Raw genomic sequence first — 21025 nt, forward strand, 5'->3', positions numbered from 1 at the left:
TGAATGGGTTATGACGCATGAAGCGTTCCTTCTGCTAACGGGAGTTGCTCTGCAACAGGGGCGTATCCGGTTAAATCGATAACGCGCTCGGCTTCTTCCCGTAAAAAAGTTTGGTGACTCACCAGTACGATGGCGCTGTCCGGCAGGTGCTGTTTAAGCTGGCGCAGCAGCGTGCGTGCGCTGGTTTCATCCAGTGCCGAGGTGGTTTCGTCCAGCAACAGTAATTTCGGCTGGTTTAACAGCAGCCGGGCAAACAGTACGCGCTGCTGCTCACCGCCAGACAGTTGTTGTGCCCAGTCGATATCCTGTTCCAGTCGGTCGGACAACGGCATCAACCCGACAACGCTGAGTGCACTGCGGTATTGCTCAACGCTGAATACCTGGTTCGAACGGGGATAGGCGAGCAGCGTATCCAAACGACCGGGAGGCAGATAGCTGCCCTGAGGGATCCAACTGGTGTGAGTATCGTGTTGTACGCTGCCGGTATAGTAGGGCCAATGGCCACTGAGGGTGCGTAACAGCGTGGATTTTCCCAGACCCGATGGCCCGGTAAGCAGCAGTAACTCACCGGCTTGCACGTTAAGCGTAACGCCGGTCAGTAGCGGCGTTTTGTCCGGTGTCATCACCGTCAGTTGCGCACGCAAGCGCGCCGCGCCCTCCGTAGCCTGTGCTGATGGCGTCTCCTCGCCGTCCAACAATACGACGAAGTGGTAAAGCCGCGCCACCGTGGCCTGCCAGGCAGCAATCTCTTTATAGGCAAACACGAACCAGCTCAGCGATGTGGCGACGCTGGCGAACGCCTGACGCAATTGCATCAACCCGCCAAGCATAATTTCACCGGCCAGAAATTTCGGCAGCGCGAATAATATGGGGGCCAGGGCGGTGACCTGCTGATAGCCGACGGTAAAAAACGACAGGTTACGTTCATAGCGAATCAGCTGGTTCCAGTTGCCCATCACATGGATGAAATGCTGCATCAACGTGTGGCGCTCGCCGCCTTCTCCCCGTTGCCCGGCAATCGCATCGCTGTGCTGGCGGCGGATCAGCAGCGCAGCGCGGTAGTTAGCTTCGTGGCGCTGCCGCTCCATGTTGAGATGACGCAGCGGCGAACCTATCCACTGCGTTACTGCCATACCCAACAGGGTATAGAGGATACACGCCCAGAACATATACCCGGGAATGTGCCAACTGCTAGCGCCCAACGAGAAAGAGAGGCTGCCGGACAGTTGCCACAGAATGGCGGTGAACGACATCAGCGTCAGCGTGGCATGCAGGAAAGACACCAGCAGCTTTAGCGTCGATTCCACCAGCAGGCGAATATCTTCCGCAATACGCTGATCGGGGTTATCCGGCTCGGTTGCTGCCAGCTTGAGCTGATAGTGGCGGCTGTGGTCAGACAGCCAGCGCCGGGTAATATCGGCAGTCATCCGTTCGCGCCAGCGGATCAGTAATTTCTGCTGAAAATACGCGCCAAGCACGATAACCAAAATCAACCCGGTGACCAGAACCACGAAGCGGCGCAGCAGAACATAAATGTGCTGTCCATCCAACTGCTGCAAGGCATTATAAAAGCTGCCGTTCCACTGGTTCATTTGAATGTTGAACCACACGGAGGAGAGCGTTAAGCCCAGCGAAAGCAGCAACAGAAACCAGCAAAACAGGGAGCCGCGGCTCCCCCAGAAAGGTTTGACTAAATAAATGAACTGTCTGATTGTTGTCATGATCGGCGTTCTGTTTACCTGAGATTAAAAGTCATAATTCATCTGTAACCAGAACTGACGACCCGGATCGTAAACGCGTAACACCTGATCGCTGTAGACAAGGGTGTCTGCGACATTTTTGTTGTTGAGAATGTTATTAACCTCGACGGAGACGCTGGCACCGTAGGCAAAATCGGGTTTCCAGGTGACGCGACCATCCCAGGTATAGCGGCTGGCAAAATGTTCTTTGCTGTATTTGCGCAGTTGTCCGTATTCGGCATCGTTGTAGTATTCGTTGCCGTAGCGCACCGCTTGCTGACGCGAACCCCACCATTGCAGACGGTTGTACAGGGTTAACCCGTACTCCTGCCATTCGCTGGTCAACTCCAGATTGAACTTGAGCGGCGAGTTATAGTTGGTGGACGGCAAATCTTTGGCATCGATGACTTTGCCGTTATACCAGACTTTATCGGAGTTCAGACGCGTGCTGGGATCGAAGAAAGAGTAGCCCTGATCGCTCGGCGTGTTGTTTTTGCTTTGCTGCCAGGAGACAGAACCATTCAGTACGTGAGTGGCATCGGCCCATTCCCAGGGCTGGCTGTTGCGTACCGACAAGGTCACCGCATCGTGTGAGCTGCGACCGCCGTTATCGAAGGTACGAATCTTGGATTGATCGCCCGTGGTGCCGGGATACTTGGTGCGGCTGCGTACTTCATCATGACCTTCACGATGCACATACTGCAAACGCCAGGTGGTGGACAGCACCCGTTGCTGGACGGCCAGCGACAACTCATCGTTATAGGGCGTGGAGAGTGATTCCAGTCCCTCAAAGTCTTTCTGCTGTTCCCAGTAGTTATCAGGATCGGTCGGGTTTAACGAGCTACAGCCATTGCAGTTCTGCAAACCGGCGTTTTGTGCACCATAAAGAGCATAGGTCAACATTGAACGCCCGTAATAGCGGTTCAAACCGCCAATCAACAAGGTATCGCTATCACCAAACAGATCGTAAGTGGCGCTCAGGCGCGGTGCAATGTTGGTTTGCTCAACGAAATCATCGCGATCGAGGCGCACACCGGGGCGCACAGTGAGCCGACCATAGCGCAGGGTATCATCGGCAAACAGCGCATAGCTGGTGTAGGTGGTGCTGTAAGTCCCGGCGAGGAAACGGTTCATGGTGAACATATCAAACCAGTCGAAACTCATTAGTCGGTAGCGATAATAATCATCACGGCGAATATATCGACCTTCGGTATTGTTCACCTCAAAACCGACGCTGGGCTGGTGTGCTATGCCTAACCACTCAGTGTCGTTAAAGCGCATCACGCTTTTGGCTGACAGCGTTTCCTGCTCGGAAATCAGATTACCCGGTCCACCGCTGCGCAGGGAGGAGGAGTTGCTCCCAGTAGTATAATCCATCAGTTCAACGTAATTGCCCTGATCGGCCGTCCGCTCATCCTTCAGTTTCTGGTAGCTGCCGGTAAATTCCAGTTCACCCAACGCCATACGGTGCTTTAGCGTGCTGGTAAAACCGAGCCCGGTGTGGGCGTTGTCGTAGCCGGAGTTGAGCACTGAACTGGAGAACAGGCGGCTCTGGTAGTCGGCGTAGTTACCGGAAATATCCACCGTGGTGGCGCTGCTCAGGTTCATCGAATACTTCAGGAAAAAGTTGTCCGAAACCCGTTTTTGATTGCGACGACCCGCCGCGCTTTCAATCATCTCAAACTCACCGGCGTCATTGAGGATCACGCCTTCGCCGCCGGTGGTGTACATGGGGATAGTGGAACTGCGCCGTGAGACGGAGAACAGCAGCCCGGAATTGTCGGTTACGCCAGTTTCAAACCAGCCGCCGAAATCTTCCTTGTTGTAGCGGTTCTGGAAACGCGCCGGGTTGCTGGTGTCATTCTTGCTGCTGTCTATCGCCTGGGCGTCGTCATTAAACAGCTTGGTCCAACTGGATTGCGTGGTGCGATAGTAAGCGTGGGCGCTGTTTTCTCCGCGCCAGCGACGGCTGGTCACATCAACGGTACCGCCGGTAAATCCGCCGTACTCCACCGGGATGTTGTTGTCATACACGGCAACGCTATCGATCAACCGGCTGTCGATGTAGATCCCCTGATCGCCGGTGTCGATGCGGGTTTCCGTTTCGCCATTGTCGTTTTTAGCCGGATCGAAATCGTTGTTGAAGTTCACGCCGTCGAGCTTGTAGGCGTTCTGGAAACTGGAGGCACCGTTAATGGAAATGCGCGACGGCTTGATTTCGCCCTGATTGAGTGAGCTGCTGTCGCCGTTGGCAAATTGCACTGCCGGGTTGGTTTTCAGCAGGTCCGTCACGTTGCCATCACCGGTGTTGCGTTGGGCAATCTCTTCGGAAGTCAGGTATTGCGGCGCGGACATCACATCGGTGGCTGGATGGCGGCCTACCACCCCTTGCACGCTGGTTTCCGGGATCACCAGCGCATCACGCGCGGTTTTTTGTGGGCGAACCACAAAGCCCGAACCCTGTGGCACCATTTCCAGCCCGGTGCCGAGCAGAATTTTTTGCAGCGCAGTCTCCGGCGTAAAAGTGCCGTTGAGCGCGGGCGCACGCAGCTGTTTTACTGCGGTTGCGTCATACAGCACTTGGATTTGGCCCTGGCGGGCAATGGCGTTGATCGATGTTGCCAGCGATTGTTCTGGCAGGGCTACCTGTACGTCTTTAGCGAAAGTCTGTCCACACCAGAGCAGGCCGGCGCAGACGGCGATGGTCAGTTTCTGCGGCCTGAAAGAGGGGAAACGGTTTCTTGTTATCATGTTTTTCGGTCTCAGCATCATGCCAAAATAAAAGAGTCATGAAGGAAGACTTAAGAATGAGAATTATCCTCACCTAGAAAAACACAAATTTTTGCATTATTTTTTCTTTTCTTTGTTTATCAATAGATTGTTCTGATCCTGCCAAACCACATTCACGGGCAACAGCAGGGGTAACGCATTAAAAAAGGCGGTTGGATCGTCCAGATTGACTTGCCCGGATAGGGGAAGATTGCCCAACGCAGCGTCCGACAGCGTGACATTCACCGCATAATAGGGCTTCAGCGTGGCAAGCACCTCGCGCAACGGTTGATTATCAAAACTGAGCTGGCCGAAGCGCCATTCTCCCACTGCGGCGAGTTCAATCGGATTTACCCTGAGACGATCGCCACGTGAGTAACTGGTTGCACTCTCACCCGCGTGCAGTAAGGTCTGAGGGGCATTGAGCGCAGTGGTAACCGCCACCACACCTTGAGAGACGGCAACGGATACCCGTTCTCCCGCTTTGAGGATATCAAAAGCGGTACCGACCACTTTCACCTGGCGCCCGTCAATCTCAACGTAAAAAGGGCGCTGCGGATCGGGGCTAACGCTAAAGTAGGCTTCGCCCGCCTCAAGCCACAGCCGGCGCTGATCGTGCTGATAGGCGATGCGCAGGTGTGAATCTCGGTTAAGCATGATGCGACTGCCGTCAGAGAGCTGAAAGGTTTTCGGCTGGTCGGACGTCGCCAATGTCATATTATCTTGCAGCAGGGCAGGCCACTGGCTGTAAGGCAACACCAGTGCGAACAGCATCAACAGACCCGCTGCCAGGTGCTTGAACGGGCGATATCCCCAGGAAAACCGCCGGGGGGCGGGGCGGGAAGCCAACGCCGGGCGCGGGAGTTCGGCGGCATCGCGCCAGAGCGTAAACATACTCTCGAAAGCGTGCCGGTGTTGCGCCGAGTTCGCCAGCCAGGCTTCCAGCGCCTGCCGCTGCGTGCGTGGCAGGTGGCGATTTTGGCTACGGGCAAACCACAGCGCCGCTTGCTCATCGATATCCGCCACCGATAGCGGGTCTGTTTGCACGTCAGGCCCTGTGCTCATTGTTCTTCCTCACTGTGTACCGCATTTTCCACATAGCGCTTGCAATGCAACATGGCCTTGGCGATATGTTTTTCTACCATACTGACAGAAATATCCATTTTTTCAGCAATTTCACTTTGTGACAGGCCATCAAACCGGCAAAGCACAAACGCTTCCCGCTGGCGCGGTGGCAGCGTCTCGATGGCATCATACAAACGCTGTAAGCGCTGCTGGTGATTTAGCACCTCGGCGGGATCGTCAGAGACAGAACCCGCGTGGTTCAGGTGCGCCTCTTCCTCCATGGGCGATTGCAACTGTTCTTGTTTCTGATGGCGATGCCAGTAATCAATCAATACATTGTTGGCGATTTTAAACAGAAACGCGCGGGATTCCTGAACCGGCGTATCCTCCCGTCGGTTGAGCCACTTAGCGAACACATCCTGCGACAGATCGCTGGCATCATGGCGGTTTCCCAAACGCTTCTGGAAAAAACGTTCCAATTGATGATAGGTTGATTGATAGGCATTGCCGATAAAATGCCGCAATGGTTTGTTTATAGTCATGTGCCTGGTGTTACCCGTCATACTTCAAGTTGCAGGTGAGTTGGCTTACCCGAATCACTAACTTGCCGCCTTACTGCAACCCGAATTATTTAGGGTAAAATATTAAAAATGCGTGAAAAATCAGCTCTACTACATTGCTAGCGTGCCGTTTTTGGCACGAATGGCGATCGTTTCTTATTTTTTTTGGGTGTTGTACGTAATAAATAATAAATATCATTTGCATTCGCGTTGTGTCTATAATCTTCTGTAAAGAAAGTATTAAGCCCTTACGCTGTAGCAACATGTTTCCCTGTTGCTGTACCGGATAATGTGGCATGGCGAGCAGAGGCAATGAGCAGCATAGGTGTTTTCCCCCTTCCCCGACGTTTTTATCTTGGTGGTTCTGCCGCCAGTATTCTGTTTCATTTGAGCGTGGTGGCGATCGCGGTCGTCTGGTCAACGCGCGTGATGCAAAATCAGAAAGGCGCGCTGCCACCGGTGGTCAGCGTACAGTTGGGTGCCTACCAATTGGAAAAAGCGCCGCCTCAGGTGGTTGAAGGACCCAAGCAGGTCTTTTCAGCGCCCGAACCGCGCCAGCAGCAGGAACAACCCGACGAGCCCGTGCTGGATACCTTACCGGTAGTGGCGCAAGGGACGCTGGAAAAACGCGTTAAAGTGCGCGAAAAGCCGCGCCCGCAGAAAAAAGAGATACAGCCGGAGGTGCGTAGTGAACCGGCGCCTCAGGTCGCGGAAAGTGCACCTGCAACCTCGGCATACAGCGCCGGAGAGGCAACGCGCAGCGCTGCCAATTTCACCAGCGCGGCTCAGCAAGCGATCAGCGGGCAGGTGGGCTGGGAGAGCTTGTTGCATACGCATTTAGCGAAATTCAAACGTTATCCTCGCGCCGCATTGCGCTATCGGGCGACGGGAATTAGCCATGTCAGCATGGTGTTGAATGCGCAAGGTGAGGTGATTGACGCCGCGATTGTCACGACGTCCGGCAACCGCATTCTGGATAGCGAAGCGCTGGACATCGTTAAACGCGCTGCGCCGCTGCCGGCACCGCCGCCGCATGCGCTGAACCGTGAGGGTCAGGTGCAGGTGGTAGCACCCATTTCGTTTTATTTGTGAGCAGTCAGAACCGGTGGCGTTATGGCAAAACCTAGGCCATGGCCGCTGCGCGGTGCGGCCGACGCACCGCGTGCATCTTACGGTACTCCGACGGCGTAACCATAAACTCAGCCTTAAAGCGACGGCTAAGGTTTGAGATATCGTTAAACCCGCAGTCGTAAGCGATTTGAGTGATATTTTTATCTGCCATTAGTGGGTTCATTAACGCCGCTTTGTAGCGCTCCAATCGCTGTTGCTGTACCCAACGGTTTACTGATGTGCCCTGTTCCTGAAACAGTTTTTGCAACGAACGTACCGAAATGCCGCAGGCACTGGCACATTCATTGACGCTCAGTTGCGGGTTGGAAAGATGCTTTTCCAGATACTGCTGCGCGATATAAAACAGCGTTGAGTGCCCCAGGCTCTGGGTCGGCGCTGTCATGCTCAGTTCACTCAGCGAGGTGGCGATCAAATTCAGCAAAATATCCGCCAGATGTTGCGCATGCAGCGGCGGGATCGCATCCAGAAAAGGCACGTATTTCAGAATAAAACTGTACACCAGCGCGCCAGTGACGCTGTTACCGCGTATCGCTTTGGCGGTGAGATTCTGCGTATTGCCCAGTCGACTGGAAAATTTTTCTCTCGGGATCAGAATCTTGAATAACGAATAGTCATCATCAAAAGACCAGGTTACCGGCCTCGACATATCAAAAAAGCAAAAATCCCCCTGACGTAAAAAGGCGGTGCGGCCATCCTGCGACAGTTGGCTGGTGCCGAAGCGCTGTAGTTCAATGTAAAAATCGCCCTCCTGGCTCATCCCCTGTGAACGCGGCGTACTGGTAGCGCGGTGGCCATTTGATTCCAGTTGCAGAAACTGAAGATCGAGCACCCGTCGTTCAGTTATATTGGCGTAAAAGCGCGATTGGGAAGGAGGGGCACTCATTCCGCACTCGTACGAGGAGAGAAAACGGCCCTTCACAATATCTCTGAACGCACCGAAACGCTCAAGGTCAGGAATATCCTGCGTTGTAAAAATGTTTCTCATCACGTTTGCCTTCATAAAAGACATATTCTTTATGTGGTCTATCGTCATTCAGAACAAAAATCAAGCACACATACCTTAAAAATGAATCGTCGTCTCATAAAGTCAAATGTGTGGTTATTTATTTCCTTTTATGTCTAACCTTTGTTGGGAATTAATAAAATTCCCGCCATGTTGTTTATTACAAACCTTTCACATTACGCTCACTGAGCTGCTTCATTTCACTCACTCGAAAACCACACATCGCCTATTTTATTCATTTTTCTCTTCAGTGAAAATCACAGGTAGAGGTAAATCACAATTTTCATCCTTTGGTGAAAATGACGAAAAAAAGTTCGCAATTTACCAAGAATCTACCCGTGCACACTTTCACAATGAACGCATTAAAACGGGTTGGTAAATAACCTCACCGTGCAATTAGAACAGTACTGAATAGGGTTTTTATGCATCTATTAACGACCACCGTTGGCGAATGCTTAAATAAAGCAGCGATGCGCAATCCATCCGGTGTGGCATTGATTACCTCTCAGAGCGGAGCGTCGCTTACCTGGCAGCAATTAAATGATGAGGTGCATCAGGTTGCTCGCGGATTATTGGTTTCCGGGTTAAAAAAAGGTGACCGTCTGGGACTTTGGTCTGCAAACAGCGTTGAATGGATCATCTGTTTTTTAGCTGCCGCTAACATCGGTGTGGTGGTCATTGGTCTTAATTTTCAGTTTCAGAAAAGGGAAATTCTCAATTTAATCCGCTTAACCCAGATTGATGCGTTGTGTTTCTCCGACGGTTTTCGGGATAACGACTTCGCTGCCGTGGTTGCTGAGTTGGTGCAAGAGACATCACTATCGCATTTGCGCTTAACCATCGCCCTGGAAAACAAGACGCTTCCTGGTGCATTGTCACTCAACGAAATAAAAGCGCTCGGTACGGCATTGCCATCGGGGGATTATCAACAGGCGCAGACGCAAGTGCAAAGCAGCGATCTGCTGACATTACAGCTCACTTCCGGCAGTACTGCGGCACCCAAGCGGGTGATGCTCAGTCATCATAGCGTTATTAATAATGCGCTGTTCTCTTCCCTGCGTTTGGGGGTGACACACGCGGATACACTGTGTCTGGCTGTGCCGCTGTTTCATTGTTTCGGGCTCTCTTCCGGGCTGTTGTTTGCCCTGCATCAGGGATGCAAAATTGTGTTGCTGAATAACTACAGCGCCGAGGCGGTGCTGAAGGCCGTTGAGCACTATCGTTGTACGATTTTGCATGGCGTTCCGACCATTTTCAGCCGCCTTATGCAGCACGATGCGTTCACTCAGTATGATATTTCCAGCCTCGATAAAGGCATTGTGGCGGGTGCCTACTGCTCACCGCGCCTGATATCGGATATTACGCAGCATCTTGGCATGCGGCATCTTGCCGTCTCTTATGGTCAGACAGAAACGTCACCCTGTTGTACCCAAACGCTGTTTAACGATCCGCTGGTCGTTAAATGCTTTTCTGTTGGCAAACCGCTGCCTTTTGTTGAAATAAAGATTATTCACACCAAATCCGGTGCGCTTTGCCCCAGCGGGGTTTCGGGTGAAATCTGTTCACGAGGGTTTCATGTGATGCAGGGGTATGACGATGCCCCGGAACAAACACGAGCCGTGCTTGATAGTGAAGGGTGGTTACATACCGGTGACGTTGGCTTTATGGATGCCGAGGGGTATTTACATTACTCCTATCGCCTAAAAGAGATCATCGTGCGCGGCGGTGAAAATATCAGTCCACGAGAAATAGAAGAAGCGATTTTAGAATATCCAGGCGTTGAGATTGTTAAGGTATTTGGCATTGCATCGGAGGCGCTGGGAGAGGAAATTATTGCCGCTCTCTGCATTAAACCTGGCTATCACATCACGGAATCAATATTGCGTGACTTTTTAATGCCACAGTTGGCGCGTTACAAGATCCCCGCGCAATTTCATTTTTTAGAACAGTTTCCTTATACCCCCTGCGGGAAAATTGATGTCCAGCAGTTGAAATTATTAACCCATGCCGCAGAGGTCAGCGAAGAGTAATCAATTCGCGGTGGGAAATAACGCGATTTCCCACATTATGCCGTGAGCCAAAATAATCGATTAAGGAGAAAAGTATGGCGAAGCAAAAAGCATTGGCGGGCGTTACCGTAGTAGAGTTGGCGACATTTATCGCCGTTCCTGCTGCCGGACGTATTCTGGCAGACATGGGGGCAAACGTAATTAAAATAGAATCTCTGGACGGGGATAATTTACGTTACACCGCGCCAACGGAAGGCCGTCCCTTAGATCAGCATGAAAACACCACCTTTGACCTGGAGAATGCCAATAAACGCGGCATTGCGCTGAACACCAAAACGGCCACCGGGCAAAAAATATTATTTCAACTGCTGGAAAAAGCAGACATTTTCCTGACTAACTGGCGGCCAAAAGCGCGCGATCGTGCTGGTTTGGATTATGAAACCCTGAAACAAAAATTCCCCCATCTGGTTTATGCCTGCGTCACTGGCTATGGCGACACCGGCCCAGATCAGGATTTGCCCGGCTTTGATTACACCGCGTTTTATGCGCGTGGCGGTATTTTGGGATCGCTGTATCAGAAAGGCACGGTGCCGATGAACGTGATCCCCGGCTTAGGCGATCACCAGTGCGCTATGGCGCTGGTGTCTGGGGTGTTAGCCGCCTATATCCATGCCAAAAATACCGGTGAAGGGGAGTACGTATCCACCAACTTGCTGCATACCTCGATCTACACGCAGGCGATCATGATCCAGGCCGCGCAATATAAAGAGTATGGTCAGCCTTATCCTATCGATCGCCGCACGACTACCAGCCCGTTTATTTTGGCCTACAAGACCAAAGATGATCGCTTTATCCAGATTTGCATGCCGGTGTATGACGCCTATTACAGCAAATTTATCACCTGTATAGGCCGTGAGGATCTGGCACAAGACCCGCGCTACACCCACCTGCAAGAGGTCGCCAAACACAAACGTTCGCCCGAACTCTACGACATCATTTGGCAGCAGATGGCGCAGAAGACCGTCAATGAGTGGCGGGAAATTTTTCTGGTTAACGACATTCCCTTCAGTGTGGCGCAACTGTGGGAAGAGGTATTGGAAGATAAGCAGGCCTGGGCCATCGATACCTTCTATCGCATGCAGTACGCCAACGGTAGCGAAAAGGCGCTGGTACGCCCCCCCATCAGCTTGCTGGAAAGCGGCCTGCCGGACTATCAGCGTGGCCCTTTGCTGGGTGAAGACACGCCATCCATTCTACAGGAACTCGGTTACAGCGCGGATGAGGTTGCCAAGCTGGAAGCCAGCAAAGATGTCGGCATTTGGCGGGAATAGCTAACGCGGCGGTTGTGTCATCGGAACAGGTCAGTACCGAAGAGAGGCTGTATGCAAGAGATACTTACCATGGGGGTGGATATCGGTTCGTCCGCCTCGAAATGCATCATCATGCGTAACGGAACAGAGATCGTCGCACAATCCTTGTTTGCGGTTGGGGCGGGTACGTCAGGACCGGAAAAATCGATAGCGGAAGTGTTGCGCCTGTATGGCGGTGCCCGCAGTGATATCCGTTGGGTGTGCGCCACCGGCTATGGCCGTCATTCCCTCAAGGAAGCCAACAAAGAGGTTAGCGAGCTCAGTTGCCATGCCAAAGGTGCCAACTATCTGTTTCCCGGCGTTAAAACGGTCATTGATATCGGTGGGCAAGATGTCAAAGCCCTGCATATGGATGGGCAGGGGCGCCTGCTTAATTTTGTCATGAACGATAAGTGTGCCGCGGGCACCGGACGTTTTCTCGATGTCATGTCGCGGGTGCTGGAGACACGCATCGATGAGCTTGCAGCGCTCGGTGCGCAGTCACAAAAGCGCGTCACCATCAGTTCAACCTGTACGGTATTTTCCGAATCTGAAGTGATCTCACATCTCGCCAATAACGAAACCATTCCCGACATCATCAATGGTATTCACAAATCCGTTGCCAGCCGTATTGCCGGGCTGGCAAAACGCGTCGGTATTGAACAACCGGTCATCATGACCGGCGGCGTAGCGAAGAATTTTGAAGTGGTTCGCTATGTCAGTCAGGAATTGGGTGCTCCCATCAAGACATCGCCATTATCACAATATAACGGGGCGATAGGAGCGGCTATTTATGCGTTTGAAGCGTGCAGCGCGTTACTCGCGAGCGACGCACCTCTTTCAGGAACACATCTATGAGCAATGTAACCCCTCAAACGTCGGAACCGGTTCCGGCAAAGAAAAAATTGCAGAACATCGCGGCTCAAGCTTATCAACGGGCCTGGGATGCGAAAAATCGCGGTGAAAAAATCGGCTGGTGTGCCTCCAACTTTCCGCAGGAGATCGCGGAAACATTGGATATCCCGGTGGTGTACCCAGAAAATCAGGCGGCCGCAATCGCGGCGAAAGGCGGTGGTCTGCGCATGTGCGAACATGCCGAGAGTCTGGGATATTCCAACGATATTTGTGCCTATGCCCGCATCAGCCTCTCCTACGCGGATATCAAGCACTGCGAAGAGATGGATATGCCGCAGCCGGATTTTCTGCTGTGCTGTAACAACATCTGCAATTGCATGATCAAGTGGTATGAAAATATTGCCTATGAATTGCATATCCCGCTGATCCTGATCGATATCCCGTTCAAAAATGACTACGACACCGATGACGCCACGGTGCGCTATATCAAGGCGCAGTTTGACGACGCTTTTACGCACCTGGCCGAAATCACCGGGCGCTCGTACTCAGAGGAGCGGTTCAAGGAAGTGTGTGAAATTTCGCAACGCACTGGCCGCGCCTGGCTGAAAGCGGCGGAATATTGTCAGTATCAACCTTCACCCATGAACGGTTTCGATCTGTTTAATCACATGGCGGTGGCCGTCTGCGCGCGCGGGCGACTGGAAGCGGCAGAAGCCTTTGAGCAGTTGTGTGAAGAGATGGAACACAATATTCAAGAGCAGCAGTCCACCTACCGTGGTGAAGAGAAATATCGCGTGTTGTTTGAAGGCATCGCCTGCTGGCCCTATTTGCGCGCCACGTCCACGCCGTTGAAAGAGCAGGGAATCAACGTTACCGCCACGGTATATGCCACGGCGTTTGGCGTGATTTACCAAAACAGCGACGAAATGATGCGCGCTTACTCCTACGTGCCTAACTGCGTATCGCTGGAACGTGCGGCAGATATGCGTATTGATGTGGGCCGCCAGAACCACATTGATGGCGCGGTCATTCACGTCAACCGCAGTTGCAAGCTGTGGAGCGGCATCATGCCAGAGATTGAGCGCCGCATTCGTCACGAACTGAACATCCCTACTGTCACGTTTGATGGCGATCAGGCCGATCCGCGCGGTTTCTCTGAAGCGCAATACGTGACTCGCATTGAGGCACTAACGGAAATTATGGCTGCCAATAAAGCGGCTGCGCACAAAGGGGGCTTGTGATGGAACGCGTAAATCAAAAAATTGAACAGTTGCAGGAGATCGTTAATAACCCCGGCAAGCAACTTAATGCGCTGCTGAAAAGCGGTAAGCAAGTTGTCGGCTGCTTTCCGGAATATACCCCGAATGAAATCGTTTATGCGGCAGGCATGGTACCGTTTGGCCTGTGGGGGGCAGAAGGGAAGGAGATCTCGGAGGCCAAGAAATACTTCCCGCCGTTTTACTGCGCGCTGGCGCTGTCCACGCTGGAACTGGGTCTGGATCATGCACTGAATAAACTGTCGGCGGTGATGATTCCGGTGCTGTGTGACACCCTTAAATGCCTGGGGCAAAACTGGAAGGTGGGGGTGCCGCAGGTGCCCTTTATCCAACTGGTGCATCCACAGAATCGCGCCATGCCGGCTGGTATTGCGTTTTTGACTGAACAGTATCAGCGTATCGCCCAGCAATTAGGGCGGATATCCGGGCAGTCTGTCACGCCGCAAGCGCTCGATCGCGCCATTGAACTGTTTAATCAGCATCGTACCGCGCTGCGTGAATTCTCACAGGTGGCCGCTCGCTACCCGCGTACCATTAGCCCGCTGATGCGTAATACCGTGATAAAAAGCGGCTATTTCATGGACGTGGTGGAACATACCCTGCGTGTGCGTGAGATCAGCGCACTGTGCACACAATTGCCAACCGAGCAGTGGGATGGTCATAACATTGTGGTGACTGGCATCATCGCGGACAGCCCTGCCATTCTGCAAATTTTTGCTGACAACCATATGGCGATCGTGGCTGATGAAGTGGCTCACGAATCCCGCCAATTCCGGCAAGACGTTCCTCCTGACAGCGATCCCTACCGTCGCCTGGCCTTGCAGATTGCCCAGCTCGAAGGGTGCTCATTGCTACACGATCCCGAGAAGAAACGCGGCAGTGTGTTGGTTGATATGGTGCGGAAAAATAATGCGCAGGGCGTGGTGTATCTGTTAACCAAGTTTTGCGATCCGGAAGAGTTTGATGCACCCATTATCAAAAAGCAGCTCGATAAGGAAGGTATTCCCTCCATTATTATTGAAATCGATCAACAAACAAAAAGTTACGAGCAGGCGCGTACGGCATTACAGACTTTTGCCGATGTGCTTTCAGCATAAATGAATATGCGACGATTGGTAAATTAATGAAGCTGGGTTGAGCGCGGCATATTACACCGCGTTCAATCACGGCGAATGGTTGTTTAATTTAATCATCTCTGACGCTGATAAATAAATAGAAGAGAGAATATCATGGGTATTTTCTGTTTGATTCTCGGATTAATTATTTTGATGGTGATGTGTATAAAAGGCATACACATCTTTATTTCTGTCTTTACCGCCAGCCTGTTTTTAGCCGTGACGGCATGGTTAACCGCGCCAGATGGCCTGAATCCTCTGGATGCGATATTAAAAATCTACACCACGGGGCTTGGCAGCTATTTCGGCGCCTTCTTTTTTATCTTCGTACTGGGGGCGATATTCGGCAAGCTGACGGCCATCAGCGGCGCGGCTGACAGCGTGGCATCGTTCATCATCGGTAAATTTGGTGAAAGGGCGGTAATCCCCTCATTGGTGGCAGCCTGTGCCATTCTGGCGTATGGCGGTGTCTCGGTGTTTGTGGCGCTGTTTACCGTCTACTCCATGATGGTCAGCATGTTCAAAAAAGCCAATTTGCCGCGCAGGCTGATCCCCGCTGTCTATTTTGCCGGTGCGGGCACCTTTGTCATGATCATGCCGGGTTCTCCCCAAATCCAGAACCTGATACCGATGAAGTTTCTCGGCACCTCAGCCACTGCGGGGTTAGTGCCAGGATTATTGACGGCCGCTTTTCAGGCGACATTGGTGATCTTCTATCTGTCATGGCTGTTTCGCAAAGTGAAAGCCAGCGGCGAAGGGTGGGTGGATGACGATGCCGCCGCCGGGAAAAGCAATGCTCCGCAGAGTGCGGCAAAAGATAAGCCGCAGCCCCATGTGATCATTGCGCTGTTGCCGATGCTGCTGTTGCTGTCGGTGCTGAATATTTTGAAATGGGACCCGGCAATTGCGCTGTTTTGCGCCATCGTTTCGGCACTGATTATTTACGCTCGCTATCTCAACTGGAAAGAGATTATCGGCAACCTGGCGGCAGGCACCATGGAGGGCGTGGTGTCTCTGTTTAACACGGCGGTCATCGTCGGTTTTGGCGCGCTGGTCATGAAGCTGCCTGCGTTTCAGGAATCCTTTCAGGCGATCGCGCATTCCGGGCTGAGCCCATTGATGGTCACCGCCATTGCCGTCGGTGCGTTGGTGTTTATCAGCGGTTCCGGCTCGGGTGCACTCAGTATCGCCATGCCGCTGATTGCCTCTATGTTTCCGGCTGCGGTGGTGGATCAGGGGGCATTGCACCGCGTGGCGACCATGGCCTGCATGAGTACCACGCCACCCTTTAACGGATTGATTATTACCGTACTGAGTGTGTGCGGTGTCAGCCATAAACAAGCCTATGGTCCGGTCGGTATGCTGACGTTAGCCATTCCGTTGGTTGCCATGGCCTTTATGCTGCTGCTTTACGCTGTGTTGCCCGCCTCTATCACTATGCTCGGTGGATAACCTCCTCTGTTAATCAGGACGTGATCTACGCCGGTGCGTGGTAATTATCTTGTAACCGCGTACCGAAAAAATATGAAACACCAGGGAATAACTATTTATTCCAGTAAGATTATCGGGAGACGTAAAAATGAATTTCGAACTTAACGAAGAACAAACGCTGATTCGTAATATGGTCAGAGAGTTTGTGGACAGCGATATTAAACCCATTGCCGCTATTATTGATAAACAGCACCGTTTCCCGCAGGAAAGTATTACGCCAATGGCTGAATTAGGCCTGTTTGGTTTTAATATTAACGAGGCATTCGGCGGCAGCGATGCTGATGCGATCAGCTATATAGTGGCGACGGAAGAAATGGCAAAGGTGAGTGCTGCTCATGCCATGATCATGGGATCGCAATGTTCCCTGACCGGGCCGATCGTTCAGAAATATGCCGACGCGCAGACACAGCAACGTTTGCTGCCGAAGGTGGTGACGGGGGAAAGCCTTGGCTGTTTCTGCCTGTCGGAGCCGAGCGCCGGATGTGATGCTGCCGCACAGCAGACCACCGCAGTGCGTCAGGGCGATAACTATATCATCAACGGCTCCAAGCTTTGGATCACCGCTGCACCGCAGGGGGCATTCTTTATCGTGTTTGCCATGACCGACAAAAGCCAAGGGGTAAAGGGCATTACCGCGTTTCTGGTTGAGCGCGATAACCCCGGCATTAGCATCGGCCTGCCGGAAGAGAAAATGGGGATGAACGGTTCCGATACCTGTGCCGTCAGCTTCAGCGACTGTGTGGTGCCAGCCAGTTGTCGTTTGGGCGCGGAAGGGAAAGGATTTGCTATCGCCATGGAAACGCTGGATGGCGGTCGGCTAAGTTGCTCGGCCATTGCGCTGGGCATTGCCCAAAGTGCACTCGATGCCACGCTCACCTACACCAAAGAGCGTATCCAGTTCGGTAAACCCATTGCCGCTAATCAAGGGGTACAGTGGATGCTGGTAGAGATGGCTACCCAGGTCGATTGTGCCCGTATGCTGGTCTATCGTGCCGCTGCCGCCAAAATGGCCGGACACCCCTACACGCGCGAAGCCGCACAAGCCAAGCTCTATGCTTCTGAAGCTGCCACCTATGTCACCCAAAAAGCAGTGCAACTGCACGGTGGCATGGGCTACACCTCGTCGTATCCGGTTGAACGACTGATGCGGGAAGCGAAGTTGACAGAGATCTTCGAAGGCACCAGTGAAGTACAACGCATGGTGATCGCTAAACATATTTTGGCCTGAATCAGGCCACTGACCTGTTGGCCACAGCGATCTGTTGCGCTCTGTGGCCCGCTTCAACCACCTTCTTTTTTCGGGCATCTTTAGGGAGAGCGCTCACTATGAGACTTATCGCCTGCTGCAAAATCGTCCATGACGAGCAAGACATCACCACCAACGCGGATCGTTCGCTGTGTGTGGATAATGCCAATCTGAAAATCAGCCTCTACGATCTCAATGCCTTAGAGGCTGCAACGGTGCTGGCAAGCGAACAGCCCGGCAGCCAACTGACGGCGCTCAGCGTGGGCAGTAAGACCCTGCTGGAAAACGCCCGAATTCGTAAGGACGTGCTGTCTCGTGGGCCTGATACGTTAACGGTGATCGCCGATGACGCCTGTGACGGGAGCTACCCAACCGAAACAGCACAGATTCTGGCCTGTGCCGCGCAGAAGCTAGGCTTCGATCTGATTATCTGTGGCGAAGGTTCTGGCGATCTCTATGCACAACAAACCGGTATCCAGATAGGCGAGCGGCTCAATCTGCCCTGCGTCAATGCGGTCAGCAAAATCACCGTTGTCGGCGATAAAGTGCGCGTTGAGCGTGACCTCGAAGATGTGGTGGAAGAGTTGGAACTGACCTTGCCTGCGGTGATCTCCGTGACATCGGATATCAACACGCCGCGCCTGCCGTCAATGAAAGCGATTCTGGCAGCGAGTAAAAAAACGGTGACCCAGTGGAGTCTGGCCGATGTGGCCTGTGACTCTGGCCCGGTAACGGCGATCCGCGTTAGCGCCTGTGCGCCGGAACAAGCTGACAGGCTTGGCATCTGCATCGAAGGCGATTCTGACGACAATATCGCTGCCTTCGCCGATCATCTTCGTAAAGCGCTGAATCAATAACCCTACGCAAGGAATCCATCATGGCTACGCTATTACCGCTCGTTTTTGTTTACGCCGACAATACGGATCGTCTTGCCGGTCTACTTGCCAGCGCCCGCCAGTGGGGCGAGGAAGTTAACGTTTTATTTGTGGGGGATGAACAGCAGGTGAAGGCGTGCGTCAATCTCGGCGCCAATATCGTGTATCACTTCACGCCGCAGGAAGGCGTTGTCAGCGAAGACTATGTGCCATCGTTTGTCAGCATTATTCGTGAATCAGGACCTCGGGCGCTGGTGTTGCTGGCGGCCAGCAAACGCGGCAAAGCCATCGCCGCGCGACTGGGTGCACAACTTAATGCTGCGGTGGTCAATGATGTCATTCGCTTGCGAGTAGAAGAAGACGGCGTGTTTGCCTCTCATCCGTTCTATGGCGGCTTGGCTCATGAGACGCAACAGTTGCTCTCGCCCTACGCTGTGGTCACCTGTGGCAGTAGCGCTGAGGAAAGCGTTAACGGTGCGGCCAGCGCGAGTGTAAAGCCGGGCGCGTTTGTTCCGCCAGCGCATCCGCTGAAACTGATTGCGCGTCGGGCCAAACCCGGTAGCACGGTCGATCTCGCCAAGGCGAAGCGCGTGGTTGGCGTCGGACGGGGCTTTGGCAAACAGCAGGATATCGCACTGGCGAGCGCATTGGCTCAGGCGATTCACGGGGAAGTGGGCTGTTCGCGCCCCATTGCAGAGGGGGAAGGCTGGATGGAACATCAGCGCTATATCGGCGTTTCCGGCACCACGCTGCACGCCGATCTTTATATTGCCGCCGGTGTGTCTGGGCAGATCCAGCATATGGTCGGTGTGAACAACGTCAAAACGCTGGTTGCCATCAATAAAGACAAGAATGCCCCGATTTTCAATAGCGTTGATTACGGTATCGTCGGCGATCTTTATAAAATTCTGCCGGCGTTAACCGCCCGGTTAAACCGTTAACGCAAGGTAAAGGATTAACACACTATGGCAGACGATATTTTTGACGCCATCATCGTGGGGGGAGGGCTGGCCGGTGCCACAGCCGCCTACGTATTGGCACAAGCCGGGCTGGATGTGCTGGTGATTGAACGCAGCAATGTCTCGGGTGGAAAAAACATGACGGGTGGGCGGCTCTATGCCCACAGCCTGGAGCGCATCATGCCGGGGTTTGCCGAACGCGCGCCGCTGGAGCGTCAGGTCACTCGAGAGAAAATATCCATGCTGACAGCGGATAGCGGCGTCACGCTGGACTACCAGCACGCGGCTTCTGCGCTGCCCGAAGAGCGCTCCTACACCGTGTTACGCGCCACGTTTGATCCCTGGTTGATGGGGGAGGCGGAGGCTGCGGGCGCGCAATTGATCCCCGGCGTACGCGTTGACGAATTGATCGTGCGAGAAGGGAAGGTGTGTGGCGTCAGAGCGGGCGAAGACGAAATTGAAGCGCGCGTTGTGATTCTGGCTGACGGGGTTAATTCACTGTTGGGGGAAAAGCTGGGTATGGTGCGCCATGTCAATCCCCATACAGTGGCGGTGGGGGTTAAAGAACTGCTGGCATTTACCCCGGAACAGATGGCCGAGCGTTTTGGTTGTGCTGGAGATGATGGACTGGCCTGGTTGTTTGCTGGCACGCCTTCTGAGGGCCTGATGGGGGGCGGATTCCTGTATACCAACAAGAACACCGTTTCATTAGGTTTGGTGCTCGGTTTGCACAACGTAGACAAGCTGAGCAAAAGCGTGCCGCAACTGCTGGAGGATTTCAAGCAACATCCGCTGGTTGCCCCGCTGGTCAGTGATGGCAAACTGCTGGAATACTCGGCGCATCTGGTGCCTGAAGGCGGTTTGGATATGGTACCGGAGCTGATCGGTGATGGCGTGTTGATTGCCGGTGATGCCGCTGGGTTCTGTCTGAACGTCGGCTATACGGTACGTGGCATGGATTTGGCTATTGCTTCCGGAGAAGCTGCCGCCAAAGCCGTTATCGCAGCCAAACAGCGTGACGATTTCAGCCGACAGGGGTTGTCAGGCTATCAGATGCTGCTGGATGAAAGCTTCGTTCTCAAAGACATGAAGCTGTATAAAAATCTGCCAGCGTTTTTAGACAATCCACGTTTTTTCAGCGCCTATCCGACGATGATGACGGGCATGATGCAGGATCTGTTTACCATCAACGGTCCGCAACGTCCTCTGCGTAACAAGATGTTCTCCCGCATCGGAAACGTCGGGGTAATGAACATCCTGAAAGATGGTTTTAAAGGAGTGCGTTGGTTATGAGTAAGGTCAATGTGGATATCAAGCTGGGGGTTAACAAGTTTTATGTTGATGAGGGCAATCCGCACATTGTACTGATTGCCAACCCTGACCCGGTGGAGTTCAACAAGCTGATGTTAGCCTGTCCGGCAGGGCTGTATAAACAGGATGAGCAAGGCCAATATCTGTTTGATTCCGCAGGGTGTTTGGAGTGCGGTACCTGCCGCGTGCTGTGCGGGAACACCATTCTGGAGAAATGGAGCTTTCCCGTCGGGACCCAGGGGGTTGAGTTTCGCTATGGTTGAGTGGGGAC

The 21025-nt window shown here is 53.1% G+C and carries 17 protein-coding genes; 12 read left to right on the forward strand and 5 right to left on the reverse strand.

Features of this window, described 5'->3' with window-relative positions:
- Positions 1–8: 8 nt before the first annotated feature.
- The 4 genes from J5067_RS14325 to J5067_RS14340 all read right to left on the reverse strand — a co-directional run bounded on the left by J5067_RS14325 (position 9) and on the right by J5067_RS14340 (position 6115).
- The gene (locus tag J5067_RS14325; RefSeq protein WP_264651394.1) at positions 9–1721 is read right to left on the reverse strand and encodes an ABC transporter ATP-binding protein/permease; all 1713 of its coding nucleotides are present in this window, start codon (positions 1719–1721) and stop codon (positions 9–11) included.
- A 24-nt stretch (positions 1722–1745) separates the two neighbouring features.
- Positions 1746–4490 carry a TonB-dependent receptor gene (locus J5067_RS14330; RefSeq protein ID WP_264651395.1) on the reverse strand — a complete coding sequence of 915 codons (2745 nt, stop codon included), beginning with the start codon at positions 4488–4490 and terminating at the stop codon, positions 1746–1748.
- 96 nt (positions 4491–4586) lie between these two features.
- Complete coding sequence (locus J5067_RS14335; RefSeq protein WP_264627667.1) at positions 4587–5573, reverse strand: FecR family protein; 987 nt, start codon at positions 5571–5573, stop codon at positions 4587–4589.
- Entirely contained in the window at positions 5570–6115 is a 546-nt protein-coding gene (locus tag J5067_RS14340; protein WP_264627668.1) for an RNA polymerase sigma factor, read from the reverse strand. The genes J5067_RS14335 and J5067_RS14340 overlap by 4 nt, the downstream gene beginning before the upstream one ends.
- 330 nt (positions 6116–6445) lie before the next feature.
- Between J5067_RS14340 and J5067_RS14345 the strand changes: the two genes are divergently transcribed.
- A complete protein-coding gene (locus J5067_RS14345) occupies positions 6446–7225 on the forward strand; it encodes a TonB family protein (RefSeq protein ID WP_264627669.1) in 780 nt (259 codons plus the stop codon).
- 31 nt (positions 7226–7256) lie between these two features.
- Here the strand turns inward: J5067_RS14345 and J5067_RS14350 are convergent, their stop codons facing one another.
- A complete protein-coding gene (locus tag J5067_RS14350; RefSeq protein WP_264643511.1) occupies positions 7257–8249 on the reverse strand; it encodes a helix-turn-helix domain-containing protein in 993 nt (330 codons plus the stop codon).
- Positions 8250–8689: 440 nt separating this feature from the next.
- Between J5067_RS14350 and J5067_RS14355 the strand changes: the two genes are divergently transcribed.
- The 11 genes from J5067_RS14355 (at position 8690) to J5067_RS14405 (ending at position 21017) form a co-directional block, all read left to right on the forward strand.
- Positions 8690–10297 carry an AMP-binding protein gene (locus J5067_RS14355; protein ID WP_264651396.1) on the forward strand — a complete coding sequence of 536 codons (1608 nt, stop codon included), beginning with the start codon at positions 8690–8692 and terminating at the stop codon, positions 10295–10297.
- Positions 10298–10371: 74 nt separating this feature from the next.
- A complete protein-coding gene (locus J5067_RS14360) occupies positions 10372–11607 on the forward strand; it encodes a CaiB/BaiF CoA-transferase family protein (RefSeq protein WP_264627900.1) in 1236 nt (411 codons plus the stop codon).
- Between the two features lie 51 nt (positions 11608–11658).
- Positions 11659–12483: an acyl-CoA dehydratase activase gene (locus J5067_RS14365; protein WP_264651397.1), complete on the forward strand. Its 825-nt coding sequence runs from the start codon at positions 11659–11661 to the stop codon at positions 12481–12483.
- Entirely contained in the window at positions 12480–13721 is a 1242-nt protein-coding gene (locus J5067_RS14370) for a 2-hydroxyacyl-CoA dehydratase subunit D (RefSeq protein ID WP_264651398.1), read from the forward strand. The genes J5067_RS14365 and J5067_RS14370 overlap by 4 nt, the downstream gene beginning before the upstream one ends.
- On the forward strand, positions 13721–14854 hold the full coding sequence (locus J5067_RS14375) for a 2-hydroxyacyl-CoA dehydratase subunit D (protein ID WP_264651399.1): 1134 nt from the start codon (positions 13721–13723) through the stop codon (positions 14852–14854). Before J5067_RS14370 ends, J5067_RS14375 begins: the two co-directional genes overlap by 1 nt.
- Positions 14855–14986: 132 nt before the next feature.
- The gene (locus J5067_RS14380) at positions 14987–16324 is read left to right on the forward strand and encodes a GntP family permease (RefSeq protein WP_264643506.1); all 1338 of its coding nucleotides are present in this window, start codon (positions 14987–14989) and stop codon (positions 16322–16324) included.
- Between the two features lie 127 nt (positions 16325–16451).
- Positions 16452–17591, forward strand: a complete 1140-nt coding sequence (locus tag J5067_RS14385) for an acyl-CoA dehydrogenase family protein (RefSeq protein ID WP_264651400.1) — start codon at positions 16452–16454, stop codon at positions 17589–17591.
- Between the two features lie 98 nt (positions 17592–17689).
- A complete protein-coding gene (gene fixA / locus J5067_RS14390; RefSeq protein ID WP_264651401.1) occupies positions 17690–18466 on the forward strand; it encodes a putative electron transfer flavoprotein FixA in 777 nt (258 codons plus the stop codon).
- Positions 18467–18486: 20 nt separating this feature from the next.
- A complete protein-coding gene (locus J5067_RS14395) occupies positions 18487–19425 on the forward strand; it encodes an FAD-binding protein (RefSeq protein WP_264651402.1) in 939 nt (312 codons plus the stop codon).
- Positions 19426–19449: 24 nt separating this feature from the next.
- Positions 19450–20736 (forward strand): FAD-dependent oxidoreductase, encoded by a 1287-nt coding sequence (locus J5067_RS14400; RefSeq protein ID WP_264651403.1) that lies wholly within the window; start codon positions 19450–19452, stop codon positions 20734–20736.
- The gene (locus J5067_RS14405) at positions 20733–21017 is read left to right on the forward strand and encodes a ferredoxin family protein (protein ID WP_195314096.1); all 285 of its coding nucleotides are present in this window, start codon (positions 20733–20735) and stop codon (positions 21015–21017) included. The genes J5067_RS14400 and J5067_RS14405 overlap by 4 nt, the downstream gene beginning before the upstream one ends.
- The last annotated feature ends 8 nt before the right edge of the window (positions 21018–21025 follow it).

The organism is Candidatus Symbiopectobacterium sp. NZEC151, assembly GCF_025962655.1.
Taxonomy (GTDB): domain Bacteria; phylum Pseudomonadota; class Gammaproteobacteria; order Enterobacterales; family Enterobacteriaceae; genus Symbiopectobacterium.

Coding starts and splice junctions, on each gene's coding strand:
- J5067_RS14355 (WP_264651396.1), top strand. CDS start 8,690: ATGCATCTATTAACGACCACCGTTGGCGAATGCTTAAATAAAGCAGCG.
- J5067_RS14405 (WP_195314096.1), top strand. CDS start 20,733: ATGAGTAAGGTCAATGTGGATATCAAGCTGGGGGTTAACAAGTTTTAT.
- J5067_RS14380 (WP_264643506.1), top strand. CDS start 14,987: ATGGGTATTTTCTGTTTGATTCTCGGATTAATTATTTTGATGGTGATG.
- J5067_RS14370 (WP_264651398.1), top strand. CDS start 12,480: ATGAGCAATGTAACCCCTCAAACGTCGGAACCGGTTCCGGCAAAGAAA.
- J5067_RS14335 (WP_264627667.1), bottom strand. CDS start 5,573: ATGAGCACAGGGCCTGACGTGCAAACAGACCCGCTATCGGTGGCGGAT.
- J5067_RS14360 (WP_264627900.1), top strand. CDS start 10,372: ATGGCGAAGCAAAAAGCATTGGCGGGCGTTACCGTAGTAGAGTTGGCG.
- J5067_RS14330 (WP_264651395.1), bottom strand. CDS start 4,490: ATGATAACAAGAAACCGTTTCCCCTCTTTCAGGCCGCAGAAACTGACC.
- J5067_RS14345 (WP_264627669.1), top strand. CDS start 6,446: ATGAGCAGCATAGGTGTTTTCCCCCTTCCCCGACGTTTTTATCTTGGT.
- J5067_RS14365 (WP_264651397.1), top strand. CDS start 11,659: ATGCAAGAGATACTTACCATGGGGGTGGATATCGGTTCGTCCGCCTCG.
- J5067_RS14385 (WP_264651400.1), top strand. CDS start 16,452: ATGAATTTCGAACTTAACGAAGAACAAACGCTGATTCGTAATATGGTC.
- fixA (WP_264651401.1), top strand. CDS start 17,690: ATGAGACTTATCGCCTGCTGCAAAATCGTCCATGACGAGCAAGACATC.
- J5067_RS14400 (WP_264651403.1), top strand. CDS start 19,450: ATGGCAGACGATATTTTTGACGCCATCATCGTGGGGGGAGGGCTGGCC.
- J5067_RS14340 (WP_264627668.1), bottom strand. CDS start 6,115: ATGACTATAAACAAACCATTGCGGCATTTTATCGGCAATGCCTATCAA.
- J5067_RS14395 (WP_264651402.1), top strand. CDS start 18,487: ATGGCTACGCTATTACCGCTCGTTTTTGTTTACGCCGACAATACGGAT.
- J5067_RS14350 (WP_264643511.1), bottom strand. CDS start 8,249: ATGAGAAACATTTTTACAACGCAGGATATTCCTGACCTTGAGCGTTTC.
- J5067_RS14325 (WP_264651394.1), bottom strand. CDS start 1,721: ATGACAACAATCAGACAGTTCATTTATTTAGTCAAACCTTTCTGGGGG.
- J5067_RS14375 (WP_264651399.1), top strand. CDS start 13,721: ATGGAACGCGTAAATCAAAAAATTGAACAGTTGCAGGAGATCGTTAAT.